Origin of the sequence: Aurantimonas litoralis (genome assembly GCF_026153195.1) — a bacterium.
Classification (GTDB): Bacteria; Pseudomonadota; Alphaproteobacteria; order Rhizobiales; family Rhizobiaceae; genus Aurantimonas; species Aurantimonas coralicida.
Genome location: NZ_JAPFBM010000011.1, coordinates 17,110 through 36,691 on the forward strand (window position 1 = coordinate 17,110; position 19,582 = coordinate 36,691).

Annotated in this window: 20 protein-coding genes; 7 read left to right on the top strand and 13 right to left on the bottom strand. The window is 66.5% G+C overall.

All coding sequences use genetic code 11. The features are described 5' to 3' along the window. Nucleotides 1-8: 8 nt before the first annotated feature. On the bottom strand, nucleotides 9-491 hold the full coding sequence (locus tag N7I30_RS18760) for a hypothetical protein (RefSeq protein WP_228241402.1): 483 nt from the start codon (nucleotides 489-491) through the stop codon (nucleotides 9-11). Then, the gene (gene moaA / locus N7I30_RS18765) at nucleotides 491-1,480 is read right to left on the bottom strand and encodes a GTP 3',8-cyclase MoaA (protein ID WP_491390053.1); all 990 of its coding nucleotides are present in this window, start codon (nucleotides 1,478-1,480) and stop codon (nucleotides 491-493) included. Before moaA ends, N7I30_RS18760 begins: the two co-directional genes overlap by 1 nt. A 209-nt stretch (nucleotides 1,481-1,689) precedes the next feature. Here moaA and N7I30_RS18770 point away from each other — a divergent pair, with 209 nt between their 5' ends. Next, on the top strand, nucleotides 1,690-2,055 hold the full coding sequence (locus N7I30_RS18770) for a gamma-butyrobetaine hydroxylase family protein (RefSeq protein WP_024351326.1): 366 nt from the start codon (nucleotides 1,690-1,692) through the stop codon (nucleotides 2,053-2,055). Nucleotides 2,056-2,072: 17 nt separating this feature from the next. On the opposite strand, the gene N7I30_RS18775 is transcribed toward N7I30_RS18770, so the two are convergent. From N7I30_RS18775 to N7I30_RS18795, 5 genes are all read right to left on the bottom strand, one after another. Then, on the bottom strand, nucleotides 2,073-2,834 hold the full coding sequence (locus N7I30_RS18775) for a diguanylate cyclase (RefSeq protein WP_277024509.1): 762 nt from the start codon (nucleotides 2,832-2,834) through the stop codon (nucleotides 2,073-2,075). Nucleotides 2,835-2,970: 136 nt separating this feature from the next. Further along, entirely contained in the window at nucleotides 2,971-3,702 is a 732-nt protein-coding gene (locus N7I30_RS18780) for a proteasome-type protease (protein ID WP_024351325.1), read from the bottom strand. A gap of 143 nt (nucleotides 3,703-3,845) precedes the next feature. Next, a complete protein-coding gene (locus N7I30_RS18785) occupies nucleotides 3,846-4,796 on the bottom strand; it encodes an alpha-E domain-containing protein (RefSeq protein WP_024351324.1) in 951 nt (316 codons plus the stop codon). A gap of 10 nt (nucleotides 4,797-4,806) precedes the next feature. Then, complete coding sequence (locus N7I30_RS18790) at nucleotides 4,807-6,201, bottom strand: circularly permuted type 2 ATP-grasp protein (protein ID WP_024351323.1); 1,395 nt, start codon at nucleotides 6,199-6,201, stop codon at nucleotides 4,807-4,809. A gap of 157 nt (nucleotides 6,202-6,358) precedes the next feature. Then, complete coding sequence (locus tag N7I30_RS18795; protein ID WP_228241404.1) at nucleotides 6,359-7,750, bottom strand: aminotransferase-like domain-containing protein; 1,392 nt, start codon at nucleotides 7,748-7,750, stop codon at nucleotides 6,359-6,361. A gap of 349 nt (nucleotides 7,751-8,099) precedes the next feature. Between N7I30_RS18795 and N7I30_RS18800 the strand changes: the two genes are divergently transcribed. Further along, nucleotides 8,100-8,861: an SDR family NAD(P)-dependent oxidoreductase gene (locus tag N7I30_RS18800; protein WP_228241405.1), complete on the top strand. Its 762-nt coding sequence runs from the start codon at nucleotides 8,100-8,102 to the stop codon at nucleotides 8,859-8,861. 174 nt (nucleotides 8,862-9,035) lie between these two features. Next, nucleotides 9,036-9,902 carry a DMT family transporter gene (locus tag N7I30_RS18805; RefSeq protein ID WP_228241406.1) on the top strand — a complete coding sequence of 289 codons (867 nt, stop codon included), beginning with the start codon at nucleotides 9,036-9,038 and terminating at the stop codon, nucleotides 9,900-9,902. Between the two features lie 15 nt (nucleotides 9,903-9,917). Here the strand turns inward: N7I30_RS18805 and N7I30_RS18810 are convergent, their stop codons facing one another. Beyond that, the gene (locus N7I30_RS18810; protein ID WP_228241407.1) at nucleotides 9,918-10,487 is read right to left on the bottom strand and encodes a TadE/TadG family type IV pilus assembly protein; all 570 of its coding nucleotides are present in this window, start codon (nucleotides 10,485-10,487) and stop codon (nucleotides 9,918-9,920) included. Nucleotides 10,488-10,494: 7 nt separating this feature from the next. Next, nucleotides 10,495-11,061 carry a TadE/TadG family type IV pilus assembly protein gene (locus N7I30_RS18815; RefSeq protein WP_188076199.1) on the bottom strand — a complete coding sequence of 189 codons (567 nt, stop codon included), beginning with the start codon at nucleotides 11,059-11,061 and terminating at the stop codon, nucleotides 10,495-10,497. 206 nt (nucleotides 11,062-11,267) lie between these two features. On the opposite strand from N7I30_RS18815, the gene N7I30_RS18820 reads away from it, so the two are divergent. Beyond that, complete coding sequence (locus tag N7I30_RS18820) at nucleotides 11,268-12,086, top strand: 3'(2'),5'-bisphosphate nucleotidase CysQ family protein (RefSeq protein WP_498640844.1); 819 nt, start codon at nucleotides 11,268-11,270, stop codon at nucleotides 12,084-12,086. Here the strand turns inward: N7I30_RS18820 and N7I30_RS18825 are convergent. Both N7I30_RS18825 and N7I30_RS18830 read right to left on the bottom strand, forming a co-directional pair. Next, complete coding sequence (locus tag N7I30_RS18825; protein WP_498640845.1) at nucleotides 12,080-13,609, bottom strand: undecaprenyl-phosphate glucose phosphotransferase; 1,530 nt, start codon at nucleotides 13,607-13,609, stop codon at nucleotides 12,080-12,082. The two genes, N7I30_RS18820 and N7I30_RS18825, sit on opposite strands and share 7 nt — an antisense overlap. Nucleotides 13,610-13,906: 297 nt before the next feature. Beyond that, a complete protein-coding gene (locus tag N7I30_RS18830; RefSeq protein WP_491390045.1) occupies nucleotides 13,907-14,467 on the bottom strand; it encodes a polysaccharide biosynthesis/export family protein in 561 nt (186 codons plus the stop codon). Between the two features lie 420 nt (nucleotides 14,468-14,887). Here N7I30_RS18830 and N7I30_RS18835 point away from each other — a divergent pair, with 420 nt between their 5' ends. Beyond that, on the top strand, nucleotides 14,888-15,523 hold the full coding sequence (locus tag N7I30_RS18835; protein ID WP_491390046.1) for a P-loop NTPase family protein: 636 nt from the start codon (nucleotides 14,888-14,890) through the stop codon (nucleotides 15,521-15,523). A 10-nt stretch (nucleotides 15,524-15,533) separates the two neighbouring features. Here N7I30_RS18835 and N7I30_RS18840 read toward each other — a convergent pair whose 3' ends face one another. Beyond that, on the bottom strand, nucleotides 15,534-15,773 hold the full coding sequence (locus N7I30_RS18840; protein WP_277027151.1) for a DUF2842 domain-containing protein: 240 nt from the start codon (nucleotides 15,771-15,773) through the stop codon (nucleotides 15,534-15,536). A 164-nt stretch (nucleotides 15,774-15,937) separates the two neighbouring features. Between N7I30_RS18840 and N7I30_RS18845 the strand changes: the two genes are divergently transcribed. Next, on the top strand, nucleotides 15,938-17,038 hold the full coding sequence (locus N7I30_RS18845) for a COX15/CtaA family protein (protein WP_491390047.1): 1,101 nt from the start codon (nucleotides 15,938-15,940) through the stop codon (nucleotides 17,036-17,038). Nucleotides 17,039-17,124: 86 nt separating this feature from the next. Beyond that, complete coding sequence (locus tag N7I30_RS18850) at nucleotides 17,125-18,495, top strand: HD-GYP domain-containing protein (RefSeq protein ID WP_491390048.1); 1,371 nt, start codon at nucleotides 17,125-17,127, stop codon at nucleotides 18,493-18,495. A 24-nt stretch (nucleotides 18,496-18,519) separates the two neighbouring features. Here the strand turns inward: N7I30_RS18850 and argC are convergent, their stop codons facing one another. Beyond that, nucleotides 18,520-19,575, bottom strand: a complete 1,056-nt coding sequence (argC, locus tag N7I30_RS18855) for an N-acetyl-gamma-glutamyl-phosphate reductase (RefSeq protein WP_491373344.1) — start codon at nucleotides 19,573-19,575, stop codon at nucleotides 18,520-18,522. Between the last annotated feature and the right edge of the window lie 7 nt (nucleotides 19,576-19,582).

Here is a 19,582-nt window from a genome sequence, read left to right on the forward strand (position 1 = left end):
TTCTTGGCTCAGTCGCGTGCGGGACCGTCCAGCGTCATGGTGATCGGGCCGACCAGCTTGTCATAGGTCGCGCGCTCCGATTCCGGGTAGCGGATCGAGACCGAATGCACGAGATCGCCGCGGAAGATGTAGCGCTCGTAGAAGATCCGGCCGTCGCGATAGCCCGAGACGACGGCCCAGCGCTTGCCGGACCGGTCATAGGTAACCTCGTCCGTATCGGCGCGCTGCCCCACCACCGCCTGCGGCGTCTCGCCGGGTTCGCGCGGCCGGGCATAGATGAAGATCTCCGCGCCCGCCGGCGAACTCCAGCCGAGACCGTCGCCATTGGTGGGCGCCGGCAGCTGGTTCGGAAAGGCTTCGGCGGGAAAGCTCGCCGTCGTGCCGAAGCGTTCGTTGCGATAGGTGACGTCGTCGGCGTTGGCCGGCGCGGCACAGGTCAGCGCCGCCGCCAGGGCCAGCGCGGCGACGGACAATCCTTCAAGGCGCATCATTATCCTCCGGTCATGCTCATGTGCCGCGATACCGAGGGCTTGCTCGTGTCGCGGTCGATGATGAAGTCATGTCCCTTCGGCTTGCGGCCGATCGCCTCGTCGATGGCGTTCGACAGCAATTCGTCGCCCTCCGAGGCGCGCAGCGGCGCCCGGAGATCCGCGGCGTCTTCCTGACCGAGGCACATGAAGAGGGTGCCGGTGCAGGTGACGCGGACGCGGTTGCAGCTTTCGCAGAAATTGTGGGTCATCGGCGTGATGAAGCCGAGCCGCCCACCGGTCTCTGCCACTTCCACGTAACGCGCCGGACCGCCGGTCTTGTAGGGGATGTCGTTCAGCGTCCAGCGCTGCGACAGATCGCGGCGGACCTGGCTGAGCGGCAGATACTGGTCGGTGCGGTCCTCGTCGATCTCGCCCAGCGGCATCGTCTCGATCAGCGTGAAGTCGATGCCCTGGCCATGGGCCCACTCGATCATGCCGGGGATCTCGTCCTCGTTGAAGCCCTTCAGGGCGACCGCATTGAGCTTGATCTTGATGCCGGCGGCCTGCGCGGCGCGAATGCCGCCCATCACCCGGTCGAGTTCGCCCCAGCGCGTGATCTGCTTGAACTTGTCGGGATCGAGCGTGTCCAGCGAGACGTTGAGGCGCTTGACGCCGCAATCGGCCAGTTCGTCGGCGAAGCGGGCGAGCTGCGAGCCGTTGGTGGTCAGGGTCAGCTCTTCGAGCGCGCCCGATTCCAGATGCCGCGACAGCGAGCGCACCAGATGCATGATGTTCTTGCGCACCAGCGGCTCGCCGCCGGTCATGCGCAGCTTGCGAACGCCCTTGGCGATGAAGGCGCTGGACAGCCGGTCGAGCTCTTCCAGCGTCAGCAGGTCGCGCTTGGGCAGGAACGTCATGTCCTCGGCCATGCAGTAGACGCAGCGAAAATCGCAGCGGTCCGTGACCGACACGCGCAGATAGGTTACTGCCCGGCCGAACGGGTCGATCATCTCCGGAAACGCGTCGGTTCGCGACCGGCCTTCGGAGACCGCGGTCTTGATGTCGGGGACGAGACTCATGAGATTGCGGCCTCGCAGGCGAGGGTGATGTGGATGTCCATGCCCGCGAATGTGGAAGCGCGGTGCGTGCGGGTCAAGCGCGACGCATCGAACAAACCATTGCCAGACAAATTGAAACACGCCCGGGAGGCGAAACTGCCATGACCGACACCGTCGCGCCGCCACAGGAAATCCGCGTCACGCCCGACCGGCGCACGCTGGTGCTCGTCCAGGCCGGCGGCGCCCGTCAGGATCTGTCGGCCGAAATGCTGCGGGTAATGTCGCCGTCTGCGGAGGTTCAGGGCCATTCGCCGGATCAGCGCAAGACCGTCGGTGGCAAGATCGACGTGGCCATCTCCTCGGTCGCGCCGGTCGGCAATTATGCCGTGCGCATCGGCTTCGACGACGGTCACGATACCGGCATCTTCAGCTGGAGCTACCTTGCGGAGCTGTTCCGCGAGAAGGACACGCGCTGGCAGGCCTATCTGGCCGAGCTCGACGCCAAGGGGCTGCGCCGCGAACGTTGAGCAGGCGGGCGCAGCCGTCAGGCGCTGACCCGATCCGGCGCAGCGGCGGCGGCCGCGGCGGGGGCGGTGTCGCGTACGACGACGCGGTTTCGCCCGCGGGCCTTGGCCTCGTAGAGCCGGTTGTCGGCCTCCTGATAGAGATAGCTGTAGCCGACCGGCCGGTCGAAGATGACGCCGCCGACACTGACCGACACCGGCACCGGCTTGCCCTCCGGCGACGACAATTCCATCGTCGCCACGGCTTCGCGCATCCGTTCGGCGATCTGGATCGAAGCGAGACGGTCCACATCGGCGAGCAGCACGCCGAATTCCTCGCCGCCCAGGCGGCCTATGATGTCGCCCTCGCGGACCGAATCCTGCAGCCGCAGCGCGATCGCCTTGAGCGCCCGGTCGCCGGTCGCGTGGCCGTAGCGGTCGTTGATCGACTTGAAGAAATCCGCATCGATCAGGAACAGCGCGCCGGCCAGGCCATCCGTGGCCATGGATTCCAGCCGCGCCTCGACCCGCTCGGTGAAGGCCCGCCGGTTGAGCAATGTCGTCAGCCCGTCATGGGCGGCGACGATCTCGAGGCGGCGATTCAGGACGCGCAGCTCGCGCAGCTTCAGCGATAGGAAGACGAAGAGCGGCCCGCCGAGGATGGTCGGCACGACCACCGCGCAGATCATCGCCAGGCGAAAGGCTTCCGGATCGGCGTTGCGAAACAGCGCCGCGTTATAGATGAGCGCGACCGCCATGCAGGACAGCACACCGCAGAGCGTGATGCCCGCCAGCTTGCACAAGCCGCGTGTCGTCAAGGGTTGCTGAGTGAGTGTCCGCGTCATGCCGAAACAGTTTCCTGTGTTCCGTCAGTATTGCGAACAATCTTTTCCGCAAGATTAATGCCGATGCACGGTCCGTGTCTTGATCTGTAGCGTTCTAACGCTGGAAAGGCGGCAGGCGATCGAAGGCATCCTTGAGCGCATCGGACCAACCGCCCGAGATCTCCTGGTAATACGGGTCCGACAATTCGAAGCGTCGCTTGTAGCCGGCCACCATCGTGTCGGTCTCGTAGAACTGCATGTCGATCGGCGCCCCGACCGACAGGTTCGAGCGGATGGTGGAATCGAAGGAAACGAGCAGCAGCTTGGCGCAGTCTTCCAGGCTCATCTGCGGATCATAGGTGCGGATGATGATCGGCCGGCCGTATTTGTGCTCGCCGATCTGGAAGAAGGGATTGTCCGGTCCCGCCTCGATGAAATTGCCTTCCGGGTAGATCAGGAAGAGGCGCGGACGCCCGCCCTTGATCTGGCCGCCGAGAATGAAGGTGCCCGAGAACAGCGCATCGGCCGACTGGCCGGCCGGCGTCGTGTAGGAGATGACCTCCTTGATCGTCTCGCCGACCAGCTTGGCGGTCTGGAACATCGACGGCTGGGTCAGGATCGCCGGCTGGCGCTCCGAGGGCGCGAGCAGGCGCTCTTCCAGAAGCGACACGGTCGACTGGGTAGTGGCCAGGTTGCCGGCGCTGAGCAGGCACAGGAAGCGCTCGCCCGGCACCTCCCACGTCTTCATCTTCGAGACGACGGAAATGTTGTCGATGCCCGCATTGGTGCGGGTATCCGACATGAAAACGAGGCCACGATCGACGAGGAGCCCCACGCAATAGGTCATTTTGGCTGACATCCCCCTGGGGCGCGCAGGACGAATCAGCTATCCGCGCGCGGCTGCATCTTTGTGCAGGCCGCGCGCCTTCCGCAATGGTTATCGGTCGTGAGGGTGACGGTTCGCAGGCGAGCGAAGCCGTCTTGCCACTATCAGGCGTAGAAGCGGTAGCTCTCGGCGATCTCCCGGGCCACCCGGTTGTTCTCGATGATGAAGTTCTCGAGGAATTCGTGCATGCCGCCGTCGATGATCTCCTTCACCGACGCGTCCGACAGCTTGCGTGTGATATCGCTGGCGGTGCGCGAGCAGGGGTGCTGGGTCTCGTAGTTCCGGTTCAGATATTTCAGGCTTTCCTCGATGCAGAGATAGCAATAGGCCAGCGAGCGCGGCAGCCTGCGGTTCAGCATCAGGAAGTCGATGATGTTCGTCGCCCGGTACTCGCCGTCATATTCCCAGGCATAGGCGCGGTGCGCCGAGACCGAGCGCAGGATCGACGCCCACTGGAAATTGTCGAGCGACGAGCCGACCGAGGAGTGCTCGGGCAGGAGCACCCAGTATTTCACGTCAAGGATGCGGGCGGTGTTGTCGGCCCGCTCGATGAAGGCACCGAGAGAGCAGAAGTCGAAGATCTCGTTGCGCAGCATCGTGCCGTGGAAGACGCCCCGGATCAGCGCCGTCTGGCGTTTCACCAGCTCCAGGATGGCCGTCAGTTCGAGCGGGTTCAGCGGCTTGTCGAGCCGGCTCTTGATGATCAGCCAGCTCTCGTTGATCGTCTCCCACAGGTCGCGGGTGAGGGCGGTCCGCACCATCCGCCCGTTCATCCGCGCCGTGTCGATGGACGAGCGCACGCTCGACGGATTGTCCCGGTCGCGCAGCAGGAAGTCGATGATCGAGGCGGTGTCGTATTCGGTGTATTTGGCCAGATAGGCGGCCTCGACGCCGGCCGAGACAAGCACCGACTGCCATTCATCGGGTTCGTCCGAGGAGAGGTTGGTCATCGACAGCCGCTGTCCGGCGTCGACGAGGCGGGCCATGTTCTCGGCCCGCTCGATATAGCGGGACATCCAGAACAGGCCGTTGGCGGTGCGTCCGAGTAGTGCCATGTGCTTCGCTTCAGTCCCTCAGTACCCAGGTGTCCTTGGTGCCGCCGCCCTGGCTGGAATTGACCACGAGCGAGCCCTCCTTGAGAGCCACGCGCGTCAGTCCGCCGGGTATGATCCGGACCTTGTCGGAGACGAGGACGAAGGGGCGAAGATCGACATGCCGCGGCGCGAGGCCATGCTCCGCAAGGATCGGCACGGTCGACAGCGCCAGCGTCGGCTGGGCGATGTAGTTGCGCGGCCTGGCCCGCAGCTTCGCCGCGAAGGCCTCGCGTTCGGCCGTCGAGGCCGCCGGTCCGACCAGCATGCCGTAGCCGCCCGAGCCGTGCACTTCCTTGACGACGAGGTCCTTCAGATTGTCGAGGACGTAGGCGAGGCTGTCTTCCTCGGCGCAGCGCCAGGTCGGCACGTTCTGCAGGAGGGCCGGCTTGCCGGTATAGAACTCGACGATTTCCGGCATGTAGGAATAGATCGCCTTGTCGTCGGCGATGCCCGTGCCGGGGGCATTGGCGATGGTGATGCCGCCGTTCTTGTAGACTTCCATGATGCCGGGAATGCCGAGCATGGAATCGGGCCTGAACGCCTCGGGATCGAGATACTCGTCGTCGACCCGGCGATAGAGGACGTCGATCGGCCGGTAGCCCTCGGTGGTCCGCATCTGGATGCGACCGTCGATTACCTTAGCGTCGGCGCCCTCGATCAGCTCGACACCCATCTGGTCGGCCAGGAAGGCGTGCTCGTAGAAGGCCGAATTGTGGATGCCCGGCGTTAGGACGGCGATGGTCGGCGGGCCGTCGCAGGCCGGCGGCGCGACCGCGGCGAGCGAGCGGCGCAGGTGATGCGGGTAGGTCTCGACCGGCCGCACGCGGTTCTGCGCGAACAGCTCGGGAAACATCTGCATCATCGTTTCCCGGTTCTCGATCATGTACGAGACGCCGGACGGCGTGCGGGCGTTGTCCTCCAGGACGTAGAACTCGTTCTCGCCACACCGCACGATGTCGGTGCCGATGATGTGGGTGTAGACCCCGCCGGGTGGCCGGAAGCCTTCCATCTGCGGCAGATAGGCCTCGTTGCCGACGATCAGGCGCTCGGGCACCTTGCCCGCCTTCACGATCTCCTGGTCGTGGTAGATGTCGTAGAGAAACGCGTTGAGGGCCTGGACCCGCTGCTCGATGCCCTCGGCGAGAAGATCCCATTCGGCCTTGGCCATGATCCGCGGCACGAGATCGAAGGGGATCAGCCGCTCGGCCGCCTCGGCTTCGCCATAGACGTTGAAGGTGATGCCCGTGCGCCGGAAGAAATCCTCGGCCTCGTTGGTCTTGGCGGCCAGTTCCTCGATGTTCTGCTGCCGGAACCACTCGTTGAAGCGGGCATAGGGTTCCCGGACATTGTCGTCATCGAGAAGCATTTCGTCGAACGCCGTCACCTGCACCCTCCAGACCTGTCTTCTGAATAAGAGAAAGCGACAGGCCGGAAAATCAAGGGTCTCGCAGGCCGCGGCGGTCGATTGACGTGCGTTTGTGCAATCTGCCTCCGCCGCTGCCGCCCGATCGGGCAGGCGGTGCCTATCGCGCGAGGGTGGAACCGCCGGCCCGCGGCAGCGCGGCGGGGCGCGCCCCGAAATCGGCGAGAATCGCCAGCGCCGTGTCGAGGTCGTCACGCGTGGGCGCGGCCGTCAGCGAGGCGCGCACGCGCGAATGGAAGGTGCGTCCCGAGGCGAAGGTTTCGGCCGGCACCACGGCGACGCCGCACTGGCGCAACTGCGTCGCGGCCTCCTCGGCATCGCCGTCGACACCGAGCCAGACATGGGGCGCGGCTACCGCGTCGGACGGGCCCAGATGCTGCCCCATCTGCCGCCAGCGCTCGCGGACCGCGTCGGCCTGCCAGGCGGTGCGCGCCGCCGCCGTACCGTCCTCGATCCAGGCCGATCCGGCCAAAAGGGACAACGGCGTCGTCATCCAGGAGGTGAGGTGCAGGTTGCGCTTGAGGGCGGCCAGCATCGGATGGTCGCCGGCGACGAATCCGAAGCGCAGTCCCGGCATGACCGTCATGGACAGGCTGGAGACGACGATGCCACGCGCGCCCAGATCCTCTGCCAGCGGGGGCCGGCCGGCCAGGGGCCCGTAGGCGTCGTCCTCGATGATGGTCAGGTCGCGGCGTTCGGCGATTTCGGCGATCGCCCTGCGCCGGTCATCGCCCATGACCGCGCCGGTCGGGTTGTGAAGGTTGGGCATGAGCACGGCCAGCTTTGCCGTGGAACTGCGCGCGGCGGCGTCGAGCCCTTCCGGCGTGACACCTTCGCCGTCCAGTTCCACCGGGATCAGCCGCAGCCGCAATTGCCGCGCCAGCGCCTTCAGGCCCGGGAATGTCAGGGACTCCACGAGGATCGCGTCGCCCTCACGGGTCGCGTGCACCAGCAGCGCCTGCAGCGCCGCATGAGCCCCGGCGCAGGACACGACCGTCGCCGGTCGTCGGGTCATGCCGCGCCAGCACATCCAGTCGCCGACCGCTTCCGCGGCACGATGGACGAGGGCGCAACCGGGATAGCCGCTCATCTGCGCCCGCTCGGCGGGACTCAGGCCGTCGATCAGCGACGCCAGCGCCGTGTCGTCCGGCATGGTGACCGGCACGTTGGTGGAAAGGTCCACCAGCCGCTCTGCCGACACGTCAGGGGCGAAGAGCAGCGAATCGGAGCTAGAGGCCAGGACATAGGTGCCGCGACCGATCTCGCCGCCGATCAGGCGCCGCTGCGCCGCCTCGCGATAGGCGCGGCTGATCGTGGAGAGCTTGACGCCGAGCCCGTTCGCCAGCTCGCGCTGTGGCGGCAGACGGTCCCCGGGGCGCAGCACGCCGGCTTCGATGTCCTGCGCGATCCGCTCGACGATACTGGCGACGTCGTCCAGACCGTATTCGTATTGCGCGTTCCACATGACGTTGCGAGCCTGTGCGGTGGGCAATTCAGACAGCCCGAAATCACCTTGTTATATCACATGACGAGGCTGCCTAATCCTAAGCTAGGCTTGCGACCGTGCAATAGGCCTAAAGTCGAGTGAGCACTGCAACATAGCCGCCCGGCTAAAGGCTTCCGGGCTTGACCGGACGCGGCGCATCCGGCTCGCACGGCCCGGAATCACCGCCTGACATCGTCAGCTTCCGGCGGGCAGCTGCCGGAGGCGCGGCGCGAACGGCAGGGGCCTGCGCCGCAGTAAAGCGCGGCCGGCAGGCTCGCCCGGTCATGGCCGGCATGCTACCAGCCCCCGCAACAGTTCACTATCGAGCTTCAACCGGATTCAGAGGGGACGATCCATGCGCTTTGCCAGCTATCCCAGTCTCGAAAACGCCAGCGTCATCGTCACCGGCGGCGCCTCGGGCATCGGGGAGATCATGGTCCGGGCCTTCGCCGAACAGGGCGCCCGCGTCGGTTTCGTCGATCTCGACCGCGATGCCGGCACGGCGCTGGCCGGCGAGCTGGCGGGCGCCGGGCGGCAGGTCCGCTTCGAAGCCTGCGACCTGCGCGACATCGACGATCTGAAACGCGCCTTCGCGGCCCTGACCGAGGCCAACGGGCCGGCCACGGTGCTGGTCAACAATGCCGCCCGCGACGATCGCCACGGCTGGGAAGACGTGACGCCGGACTATTTCGACGAGCGGATCGCCACCAATCTCCGCCACATGTTCTTCGCCATCCAGGCGGCCGCGCCGGGCATGATCGCGACTGGCAAGGGCTCGATCATCAACATGGGGTCGAACTCCTGGTGGGAGGCGGCCGGTAACATGCCTGCCTACACCACCGCCAAGTCGGCCGTGCACGGCATGACCCGTTCGTTTGCCCGCGACCTCGGCCCGCACCGGATCCGCGTCAACACCGTGGTGCCGGGCTGGGTCATGACCGAGCGCCAGAAGCAGCTCTGGGCCAACCCGGAGGCGCTTGAGAAGCACAAGGCGCGCCAGTGCCTGCCGGACCTGATCGAGCCGGTCTATGTGGCGCGGATGGTGCTGTTCCTCGCCTCCGACGACGCCGCCATGTGCAGCGCCAACAACTACATGGTCGAAGCCGGATCGATCTGATCGCCGTCCCGATGTCCTTGGCCCCGGCCGCCAGTCCGATGCCGGCAAGGCTTCGGGACATGGCGGAGCGGGATGGCCGGGGGACAATGCGGTGGGCCTGATGCCGGCAGGCTCGCTTTCGCGCCGCCGGCAAGGCAGAAGTGATCGTATGCATCACTTATCGCGCAGCCTTCGATGACCCGGCCGAGCGGCGTTCTGGCCGGCATCCTGCTGACGATCCTGTCCGGGCTGCTGCTCGCCACCATGGATACGTTCGGCAAGTATCTCACCGGCGAGCTGCCGGTCCTCGAGATCGTCTGGGCCCGGTATTTCTTCCACACGATCCTGATGACGGCGTGGCTCGCCCGGACGCGCGGCACCAGCTTCCTGCGCAGCAAGCGCCCGGGACTGCAGCTCGCGCGCGGCGCGGCGCTCTTGTGCGCGACGACGCTGATGTACGTGTCCTTCGCCCATGTGCCGCTGGCCGACGCGACGGCGGTGCAGTTCTTCGCACCGGTCCTCGTCACCGTCCTGTCGGTGATCTTTCTGGGCGAGCGGATCGGCGTGCAGCGCATCGCGGCCGTCCTCGCCGGCTTCGTCGGTGTGCTCCTGATCGTGCGGCCGGGCTTTGCCGACACCAGCCCGTATCTCCTGCTGCCGCTTCTGTCGGCGGTGATCCTGTCGGGCTATTTCTTGATGACCCGCGCGCTGTCGGGCCCGGAGGAGAACGCCGCCACTTTGTTCAACACGACGGCGGTCGGCGCGGTGCTCCTGACCATCGCCGTGCCCTTTGTCTGGGAAACGCCGACCTGGCCGGTCTTTGCCATGATGGTGACGATCGGGACGCTGGGGGCGCTCGGCCATTTCTGCATCGTGCAGGGCTTTGCCTACGCCTCGGCCTCGGCGCTCTCGCCGTTCCTCTACGCGCAGGTCTTCTTCGCCAGCATCTACAGCGTGACGCTGCTCGGTGATCCGCTCAGCTGGAACTTCCTGGCCGGCGCGGCGATCCTGATCGCCAGCGGGCTGACGATCTGGTGGCGCGAGAACCGCACCCGCCGCTGACCGGCGGAAGCCGGCTCAGTTCTCCCAGACGATGCTTTTGCTGATGCGCGGCCGGAAGGTGTATTCCTTGGCCATGGTGGTGCCCGAGAAGAACCCGCCATAATCCATGACCGGCTCGTATGGGTAGCTGACGGTGACCACGACGAGATAGGTCTCGGCGCCGAAGACCAGCTCGGAGGGAACGTCGTAGCGGGCACCCTTGTCGAGCGCCGGGCCGGTATTGGCCTGCGACCAGTCGACCGTGCCCTTGCCCTCGTCGTCGACGCTGACCGTGGTGACGACGATCTTCAACCCGTCGGTGGAGAAGGGGACCATGATCGCCGAGGAGATGTTGTAGATGTTCTCGAGACCCGTCTCGGTCATCGTGCGGTTGCGGGCGACGAGATTGCCGACCGTCTCGGCCGTCGATTCCACCTTGCGGCTCGCCTCCAGCGCCTTCGAGGCTTCGAAGCCGCCGAGATAGATCAGCAGCAGGCCGGGCAGGATGATGGCGAATTCCAGCGCGGCGACGCCGCCGCGATCGCCGCCGAAGGCAGCGAGGGCGGCGCGTGCGCGGTGGAGCGGGCCGAAGAATTTGGCGGTCATCGATCCCTCAGGCGCAGTTGGAATTGCTGTTCAGACGATCCCCGAAAGGCTCGTTCATGAAGGCGGCGATGGAGAACATGACGCTGTTGCCGTCGGTTTCGGCGGCCAGCTTGTGCAGGAAGGACGCGGTCCACGGCCATTCGTAATAGGCACGCAGGACGGTGATCGAATTGGCCGCGCCGGGGTCGAAACAGAACTGGCTGTCGTCCACCTGCTTCAGCTTCATCGGCACGTCGGTGGGGATATCGGCGAAGGCCGGGATGGTGCGCAGGTCGAGTTTCACCTTGTCGCAGCTCAGGAGGAAATCGACCTTGTCGCAGATCTTCTCGCGGAACACCGACGGCTTGATGTCGGACTGCTGGATCTGACCGGTGAAGACCTGCCGGGCGACGTCGTCGACGGCGGTGTCGAGCAGGATGCCGGCGGCCGAGATGACGAAGGTCTCGACGATGGCGAAGATCAGCATGAAGAGCGGGGCGGCGACCATGGCGAATTCCACGGCGGTCGCGCCGGACGTGTCGCGACCGAAGGTCTTGCGCTTGCTCTTCTTCGGACTGGCGGGTCGAAACGGCACGGTGATCTTGTGTCCCCGAATTGGTTCGCAAGCCGGCATCATCGCCGGCGGGGGTTACTTTTCCCTCAGGAAAGTCGCGCCAAATGGGCCTATTCGCCCGCACGGTTAGCCAAAGGTGACCGCATGCCGACCTCCAGGGCCTTGCGGCGCGCGGCCGAACCGGATTAGCCCGGTCGGGGCCCGATGAACGGAAGGGACGAGAAGCGATGAGCGACGACAGGATCGACACGGCGCTGATGATCGAGGCGGTCCGCGCCGGCATGGCGGCGATCCGCGCCCAGACCGGCAGCGGCGTCGACTACAAATCCGACCGGTCGCCCGTGACCGAGGCCGACAAGGCCGCCGAACGGGCCATCGTCGCGGTCATCCAGGGCGGCGGCTGCACCCTGCCGATCGTTGCCGAAGAGGCCTTCTCGGACGGCGACGTCCCGGCCGTCGGCCGGCGCTTCCTGCTGGTCGATCCGCTGGACGGCACCATGAGCTACATCGCCGGCACGCCCGACTACACCGTCAATGTCGCGGTGATCGAGGACGGGGCTCCGGTCTTCGGCTGCGTCGGCGTTCCCGAGACCGGGACGATCTATCAGGGTGGGGCGGGAACGCCTGCCATGGTCGAGCGCGATGGCACCCCTACGCCGCTGGCCTGCCGGAAGGCAGGCACTACGCTGGATGTCGTTGCAAGCCGCAACCATCTCGACGATGCGACTCGCGACTATATCGGCCGCCTCGACGTGGCCGAGCGCAAGTCGGTCGGTTCCTCGCTGAAATTCTGCCTTCTGGCCGAAGCTGAAGCTGATCTCTATCCGCGCTTCGGCCGGACGATGCAGTGGGATACGGCGGCCGGCGACGCGGTGCTGCGCGCAGCCGGCGGCCTGACGATCACCGTGGACGGGACCCCCCTGGCCTATGGCCGCACCCATGCACCGGGCGAGGACGTCTTCGGCAATCCGCATTTCATCGCGCTCGGCGATCGCGCTTTGCTCGATCGGCCGGGGATCGTGCCGCAGCCGGCCGAGCGTCAGTAGGCCGACTTCGTCCGCAACAAGCTGATCGGCGTCATGGCGAGGATGTAGAGGTCGAGCAGCAGCGACCAGTTCTCGATGTAGTAGAGGTCGTGCTCGAAGCGCTTCTGCAGCTTGTCGGGCTGGTCTATCTCGCCGCGCCAGCCCTTGATCTGCGCCCAGCCGGTGATCCCCGGCTTGACCTTGTGCCGGCCGAAATAGCCGTCGACGATGGCCACGAATGCCTCGTTGCCGCTGGAAATGGCGTGGACGGCATGGGGCCGCGGGCCGACCAGCGACAGGTCGCCGCGCAGCACGTTGAAGAGCTGCGGCAGCTCGTCGAGCGAGGTCTTGCGGATGAAGCGCCCGACCCGGGTGACGCGCTTGTCGCCCTTGGTCACGATCTGCCGGGCCAGCGGATCCGACATCTCGGCATAGAGCGAGCGGAACTTGAACACGTCGACGATGTGATTGTTGAAGCCGTGCCTCTTCTGTCGGAAGATCACCGGACCCTTGGAGTCCAGCTTCACGGCGAGGGCGGTGAGAAGGAAGACCGGCGACAGAAGGACGATGGCCACGCTGGCGAAGACCACGTCGAAGACGCGCTTGGCGATCCAGTCCCAGTCCGCCAGCGGCCGGTCGAAGACGTCGATCAGCGGTACGTCGCCGACGAAGGAATAGGTACGCGGGCGAAACCGCAGCTCGGCCGAATGCGCCGACAGCCGGATGTCCAGCGGCAGCACCCAGAGGCGCTTCAGGAGAGACAGGACGCGCTGCTCGGCCGACAGCGGCAGGGTGACGATGAGCATGTCGATGCGGGTGCGGCGGGCAAATTCCACCAGCTCGCTGATATTGCCGAGCTTGGGATAGCCGGCGACGACGGGCGGCGAACGCCGGTCGTCGCGGTCGTCGAAGATGCCGCAGATGCGGATGTCGCTGTCGGGCTGGCCCTCGAGGCTGCGGATCAGGCTTTCGGCGCCGCGGCCACCGCCGACGATGATGGCGCGCCGCTCCATGCGGCCGTTACGCAGCCAGCGGCGGATCTTGGCGGCCAGCGCCAGGCGCCCGAGCGACAGGAGCACCAGGCCGCAGACGAACCAGCTGCCCATCCAGAACCGCGAATAGGCTGCGTCGTTGAACAGGAAGAACAGGCCGACCGTGAGGAAGCAGAGCGTCAGGCCCCAGGCGATAGCGATCCGCCAGAGCTGGGCGGCCCGACCCTTCAGGACCGAGATCTCGTAGCCGTCGGCCAGATTGATCGCGAGGACGCCGAGCGCCGCGCCGACCAGCGACAGGACGATGTAGGATTCCCAAAGATGCGTGGAAACGCCGACATAGCCGACGAAGAGAGCCAGCCCGATCAGCGTCAGCAGCACGAACTCGACGCCGCGCCAGATGCCGGACAGCATCCGCGGCGTGATGAAATCGTCCTTGTACTGGGCCGCCGCCCGCGCCGCGAAGGCGTTCAGCTCGACCGGCGCATCGGGCTCGGGGAAGCTGACGACCGTCACGTCGTTCAAAGGCAGGCTGGACTCGATCTTCGCCATGTCTGGTCGCTTCCCATTCCGCCGGCAGTTCGGGCCGCGACCGCAAGGTCGGCGGCCGACACGCCCACCTCTGTGGGCCGCGCCTGATCTCTCGGCCGCGCAGAATGGAGGCAAAGGGCTAAGATATGCTTGAGCCCTGCCCGGAAATGCGGCGAGGGGCGGGGACGCAATACCTGATCCCGCTTCTCGCGCTGAAACCGATGCCTCGGTTTCGCATGTGTGACCCGCGAACGGCGATCGCCATTCGCCTCACCGGACCGGTGCGGGATCGCCCCGCAGCGGCGCAGTCGGGTCGTGTCAGAACCAGCGCTCCCGGACATAGACCGTGTCGCCGGGCAGGATCGGATCGGAGACCAGCACCCGGCCGGTCAGGATCCGCTCGCCGACCTGGCGGGTGATGTCGACGGTGCCCTGTTCGGCCCGGGGGCTGAAGCCGCCGGCGACCGCGATCGCCTTCTGGACCGTCATCCCGGGGAAATAGGCGTACTGCCCGCCGGTCGCGACTTCGCCCATGATGAAGAAGGGCCTGTAGGTCTCGACCTGAACGGTGACGTCGGGATCGTTGAGATAGCCGTCGCGCAGGCGATTGGCGATCTCGGCTTCGAGCTGGGTGGTGGTGCGGCCGCGGGCCGGGACCGAGCCGACCAGCGGGAAGGAGATGTAGCCGGCCTTGTCCACCGGGTAGGCATTGGTCAGCCCGGACTGTTCGAAGACCGTGACACGCATGACGTCGCCACTGTCCAGGCGATAGGACTGGTTGAGCGCGGCATGGAACGCCGGCGACACCGGCTTGTAGGACGCGCAGCCGGCGAGGGCGCTGATCACGATCGCGAGGATGAAGGCCAGTCTCGGCTTCATGGTCAAGGTTCCCGTGGCACTTCGGCCCAATTGGCATCGCACCGTCATGACCCGTTGTTAGACGGTTAGGGTTAATCGACCGTAAAATGCCGGGGCGCCGGGAGCGGGAATTGGCGAGCGCTGCCGAACTGTCCCTTAACGGCACAGTTACCAGCCGATGGCAGGCTGCAGGCGAAGCTCAGGCACCGGAGTGCGCATGTCGCCCTGTTTCCAGACGATTCCTCTTCCGCCGCGCCGCGGCATGCCGGCCGCGATGCGGCCCGGTCGCCGTTGTCCCGGTGCGAGGGGCAGGCGATGATGGGCGCCGGCATTCACGCCCTCGGCGCCTCGCTCGGCGATTTCGTCGCCCGTGGCCTTGCCCGCCCGTCGGCGCGGTTCGCGAACCGGACGGTCCCATCACGCACAGCGAGCGCTGCTCTCATGCCGCACGACATCCCTGCCGACGCTCCCGCCGCGCCGCGCCATGGCGACGAGGTGGTCACCAGCCGCGAACTCGTCATGGCCCTGCATCGCAGCGCCATCGGCCGCCTGGTGATGCTGTCGGCCGATGGCGGGGAGGGCGGGCTCGGCGGCGTCGAACTCGGCCGCGCCATCGCGCGCGCCGGCATGTCCTGCATCCTGATCGATCTGTCCGGCGAGGAGCGGATCGCCGCGGAGACGGGGATTGCGCCGGGCAGTCCCGGCCTGCACGAATTCGCCGAGAACCTGGCGCCGCTGGGGGAGATCATCCATCGCGACAGCCGCGGCGGCTGCCATGTGGTGCTGGCGACGGGCGCGGCGCCGCAGCCGGATTCGCCCGACGTCACGCTGGTGCTGGCGGCCTGCGCCGAGGCCTATGACTGCACTATCGTCGCGCTCGATGCCTGGCGCATGGACGACCTGCCGTCACTCCTCGACGAGGAAACCGCGATCGTGGTGGCCGGACAGGCGGCAACGCCGGACGGCTACGCGACGATCGCCGGTGACTTGCGGGCGCTGGGCGTTGACGACCTGATCTTCATGCAGTGCGCCACCGTGCGGCGAGCCGCGCGCCACGCCTCGGATTTGCCGGACTGAGACCGGGCGTTCAGCCGCGCGTCTCGTCGCCGCCCGCCCGATCCTTGCGCGGCACCCGCTCCATCCACGAGATGATGAACATCGCCGGCACCACCCAGAGAATTCCGGTGAAGAAGAAATACGCCAGATGCACCCAGCCGCTGGCGGTGGGCAGATAAAGCGTCGCCACCGCCGTCGCGACGACGGCGTAGACGATGACGAGAACGATCAGCACGACCGCGCCGATGAGCTTTCTGGTTCTGACCGGCATGATCCGCCTCTCTTGTTCGCGCGTTTGCGCCGGTGGCAGGGTGTCGTCCCGCACTGCCATCGGCCGGCCGTCGCCGTGCCCGACCTCTAGGCCGGCCGGGCCGCCAATGCCAGCCTCGCCCCTGCGACTTTCCTGCGCTTGATCGCCTGCCGCTTTCGGTGCACATGGCACGCGACATGACGACGATCTCCCATTCCGCCGCCGGCCCCGTGGCCCGATCTCCCCGTCTGCGCGACCGCGCCGCGATCCGCTGGTGGCTCTATGTCACAGCGCTCCTGATCTTCGTGCTGGTGCTCGTCGGCGGTGCCACCCGGCTGACCGAGGCCGGCCTGTCGATCACAGAATGGAAGCCGATCCACGGCATTGTCCCGCCGCTTTCGGCCGCCGAGTGGGACGAGGAATTCGAGCTCTACAAGCGCATCCCGCAATATCAGCAGCTCAACCTCGGCATGAGCCTCGACGAGTTCAAGACGATCTTCTGGTGGGAGTGGGCGCATCGCTTCCTGGCCCGTGCGATCGGCTTCGTTTTCGCGATCCCGCTGGCCTTCTTCTGGCTGACCGGCCGCATCGAGCCGTTCCTGAAACCCCGTCTCGTCGGCATTCTCGCCCTTGGCGGCCTGCAGGGCGCCGTCGGCTGGTGGATGGTCGCCTCGGGCCTGACCGAGCGCACCGATGTCAGCCAGTACCGGCTGGCGACGCATCTGACGATCGCCTGCGTGATCTTCGCCGCGATCATCTGGGTGGCGCGCGGACTGGCCCCGAAACGCTTCGACATGCCGCCGTCGCGCGGCTCGGCCGGTGTTGCAGCGTTCATCGCGCTGCTGGCGCTCGTCCAGATTTACATGGGCGGCCTGGTCGCCGGCCTGAATGCCGGCCTGACCTTAAATACCTGGCCGTTGATGGACGGCGCCCTGATCCCCGGCGGCCTGTTCGTCATGGACCCGGCCTGGCGGAATTTCTTCGAGAACGTCATGACGGTGCAGTTCATGCACCGGATCGGCGCCTATGTGCTGTTCGTGGTGGTCGCGATCCACGCGGTCGCGTCCCTGCTGCAGGCGGCGGGCAGCGTTCACACCAGGCGCGCCATCTGGCTCTTCGCCGCCGTCTTCGTACAGGCGCTGATCGGCATCACGACCCTGCTTCTGGCCGTGCCCATCGACTGGGCGCTGGCCCATCAGGCCGGCGGCGTCATCGTCCTCGGATTGGCGGTCGCCCATGCCCGCGCGCTGAAGGGCGAATATCCCGAGCCGGCGCCGGTCGCCTGAGCCGTTTCGCCGCGCGCCGCCCTCGTCGTTCCGTTAACCCGGGACTGCGATGATCCCCGCCATCGGGGCAAGGGCCAGGACGCGGGATGAGTGTGATAACGGGTGAGGGCGGACGGCAGGCGGTCTCCAAGGCCGAACTCGTCAGCGCATTGAGCTACGCGCTGGACCTCACCGAAGGCCAGCCCGACGGCCATGGCCTGCGCTGTTGCTGGATCGGCATGAATGTCGGCCGGGCCATCGGCCTGTCCGAACCGGTGATGGCCGACCTCTATTACACGCTGCTTCTCAAGGACATCGGCTGCAGCTCCAACGCGGCGCGCATCTGCCAGCTCTTCCTGACCGACGACATCGCCTTCAAGCGTGACATCAAGATCGTCAGCGACAGCCTTCCGCACGTTCTGCATTTCGTTCTCAAGCATACCGGCCTGAAGGCCAGCCTCGCCGAGCGCTTCCGGGCCATGGTGGTGGCGCTGGCCAAGGGCGACACGATCTCCCGCGAGCTGATCGAGACGCGCTGCCATCGCGGCGCCGACATCGTCCGCCAGATGCGCTTTCCCGAGACCGTGGCCGCCGGCATTCTCGATCTCGACGAACACTGGAACGGCAAGGGCCAGCCCCAGGGGCTGAAGGGGGAGGCGATCGCCCTGTTCGGCCGCATCGCGCTGCTGGCCCAGGTGGTCGACGTCTTCCACACCAGCGCCGACGCGGACTTCGCCCTGCGCGAAGTGACGGCGCGCAGCGGCAGCTGGTTCGATCCGGCCCTGATCGACGCCTTCACGAAGGTGGCCGCCGATCCCGCCTTCTGGACGACGCTCAGGGCTCCGGACCTTGCTGCAACGGTGATCGGCCTTGCCCCCGACAACAATGCCGAGCTCGCCGACGAGGCGTTCCTCGACAGCCTCGCCGAAGCCTTCGCTCAGGTCGTCGATTCCAAGAGCCCCTATACGGGCGGCCACAGCGAGCGCGTGGCGCTGTTCACCGATCTGATCGCCGAAAATCTGGGCCTGGGCGACCAGCGCCGCCGTTTCCTGAAGCGCGTGGCGCTGCTCCACGACATCGGCAAGCTCAGCGTCTCCAACCAGATTCTCGACAAGCCGGGCAAGCTGGATTCCGACGAATGGGCGGTAATCGAGGGCCATCCCGGCTTCAGCGAGGCGATCCTGTCGCGCATCAGCATCTTCGCCGACCTGGCGCGGATCGCCGGCGCCCATCACGAGCGGCTGGATGGTCGCGGCTATCCGAACGGACTGGCGGGTGATGAGATCTGCCTCGACACCCGCATCATCACCACGGCCGACATCTTCGACGCGCTGACCGCCGAGCGGCCCTATCGCGCGGCAATGCCGGTGTCGAAGGCGCTGGCGATCATGCGGGCCGATGTGGGAACGGCGATCGACGGGCGCTGCTTCGCAGCCCTGGAAGCGGCGCTCGAGAGCATCGACCGCGCCGCCGCCTGACGCCGCGCGGTCGCTGGCCTCAGCTCAGGGGAACAGCGGCAGCTGGGCGATGCCGGTGGTTTCCTCGAGGCCATAGGCGACGTTGAAGTTCTGGATGGCCTGGCCGGCCGATCCCTTCACCAGATTGTCGAGCGTCGAGATGACGATGGCCCGGCCGGGAATGCGGTCGGGCACGACGTTGATCACCACATAGTTCGAGCCGCGGACCATCTGCGTCTGGGGCAGGACGTCTTCGTCCGGAATCGTGATGAACGGGTCGTCCCGATAGGTCTCGATCAGGTGCTGGCGCAGATCCGCGGCGGTCTTGCCGGTGGCCAGCCGCACATAGCTGGTGCAGAGTTCGCCGCGGCTCATCGGAATGAGATGCGGGGTGAAGTTGACCCTCAGATCGTCGATACCGGCGGCCTTGCCGATTTCCTGCTCGATCTCGGCCGAATGCCGGTGCTTGCCGACCGCATAGGGCGACAGGCCTTCGCCGGCCTCGCAGAACAGGGTGTTCTCCTTCAGCCCGCGCCCGGCGCCCGAGACGCCGGACTTGGCGTCGATGATGATGTCGGTGGCGTCGATCAGCGATGCACTGGTCAGCGGGACCAGCGACAGGAGCGCCGCGGTCGGATAGCAGCCGGGGCAGGCGATCAGCCGCGCGTCGCGGATGGCCTCGCGGTTGAGCTCGGTCAGGCCGTAGACCGCCTCGCCCTGCAGCTCGGTGGCGACGTGGTCGAGCCCGTACCATTCCTTGTAGGCGGCCGGGTCCCGCAGGCGGAAATCGGCTGACATGTCGATGATCTTCGTCTGCGGATAGGTCTCGAAGATCTCCTTGGTGATTGCCTGCGTCGTGCCGTGCGGCAGCCCGCAGAACACCGCGTCGACCTCGCTCCAGGGCGCTTCCTCGATGGTCACCAGATCCGGCAGGTCGATATGGGACAGGTGGCGGAAGACCTGCCGCATGGGCTTGCCGGCGTGGCTGTTCGCCGTGAGGACGGCGATTTCCATGTTCGGGTGGCGGGCGGCGAGACGGACGAGATCCGCGCCGGTATAGCCGCTGGCTCCGAGCACACCAATCCTGATCTTGTCGGCCATCAGCCAT

What these genes read in the sequence shown, in the direction of transcription:
- N7I30_RS18760 (WP_228241402.1), bottom strand. Translation starts at nt 491, where the DNA reads ATGATGCGCCTTGAAGGATTGTCCGTCGCCGCGCTGGCCCTGGCGGCG.
- moaA (WP_491390053.1), bottom strand. Translation starts at nt 1,480, where the DNA reads ATGATCGACCCGTTCGGCCGGGCAGTAACCTATCTGCGCGTGTCGGTC.
- N7I30_RS18770 (WP_024351326.1), top strand. Translation starts at nt 1,690, where the DNA reads ATGACCGACACCGTCGCGCCGCCACAGGAAATCCGCGTCACGCCCGAC.
- N7I30_RS18780 (WP_024351325.1), bottom strand. Translation starts at nt 3,702, where the DNA reads ATGACCTATTGCGTGGGGCTCCTCGTCGATCGTGGCCTCGTTTTCATG.
- N7I30_RS18785 (WP_024351324.1), bottom strand. Translation starts at nt 4,796, where the DNA reads ATGGCACTACTCGGACGCACCGCCAACGGCCTGTTCTGGATGTCCCGC.
- N7I30_RS18790 (WP_024351323.1), bottom strand. Translation starts at nt 6,201, where the DNA reads ATGCTTCTCGATGACGACAATGTCCGGGAACCCTATGCCCGCTTCAAC.
- N7I30_RS18800 (WP_228241405.1), top strand. Translation starts at nt 8,100, where the DNA reads ATGCGCTTTGCCAGCTATCCCAGTCTCGAAAACGCCAGCGTCATCGTC.
- N7I30_RS18805 (WP_228241406.1), top strand. Translation starts at nt 9,036, where the DNA reads ATGACCCGGCCGAGCGGCGTTCTGGCCGGCATCCTGCTGACGATCCTG.
- N7I30_RS18810 (WP_228241407.1), bottom strand. Translation starts at nt 10,487, where the DNA reads ATGACCGCCAAATTCTTCGGCCCGCTCCACCGCGCACGCGCCGCCCTC.
- N7I30_RS18820 (WP_498640844.1), top strand. Translation starts at nt 11,268, where the DNA reads ATGAGCGACGACAGGATCGACACGGCGCTGATGATCGAGGCGGTCCGC.
- N7I30_RS18825 (WP_498640845.1), bottom strand. Translation starts at nt 13,609, where the DNA reads ATGGCGAAGATCGAGTCCAGCCTGCCTTTGAACGACGTGACGGTCGTC.
- N7I30_RS18830 (WP_491390045.1), bottom strand. Translation starts at nt 14,467, where the DNA reads ATGAAGCCGAGACTGGCCTTCATCCTCGCGATCGTGATCAGCGCCCTC.
- N7I30_RS18835 (WP_491390046.1), top strand. Translation starts at nt 14,888, where the DNA reads ATGCCGCACGACATCCCTGCCGACGCTCCCGCCGCGCCGCGCCATGGC.
- N7I30_RS18840 (WP_277027151.1), bottom strand. Translation starts at nt 15,773, where the DNA reads ATGCCGGTCAGAACCAGAAAGCTCATCGGCGCGGTCGTGCTGATCGTT.
- N7I30_RS18845 (WP_491390047.1), top strand. Translation starts at nt 15,938, where the DNA reads ATGGCACGCGACATGACGACGATCTCCCATTCCGCCGCCGGCCCCGTG.
- N7I30_RS18850 (WP_491390048.1), top strand. Translation starts at nt 17,125, where the DNA reads ATGAGTGTGATAACGGGTGAGGGCGGACGGCAGGCGGTCTCCAAGGCC.
- argC (WP_491373344.1), bottom strand. Translation starts at nt 19,575, where the DNA reads ATGGCCGACAAGATCAGGATTGGTGTGCTCGGAGCCAGCGGCTATACC.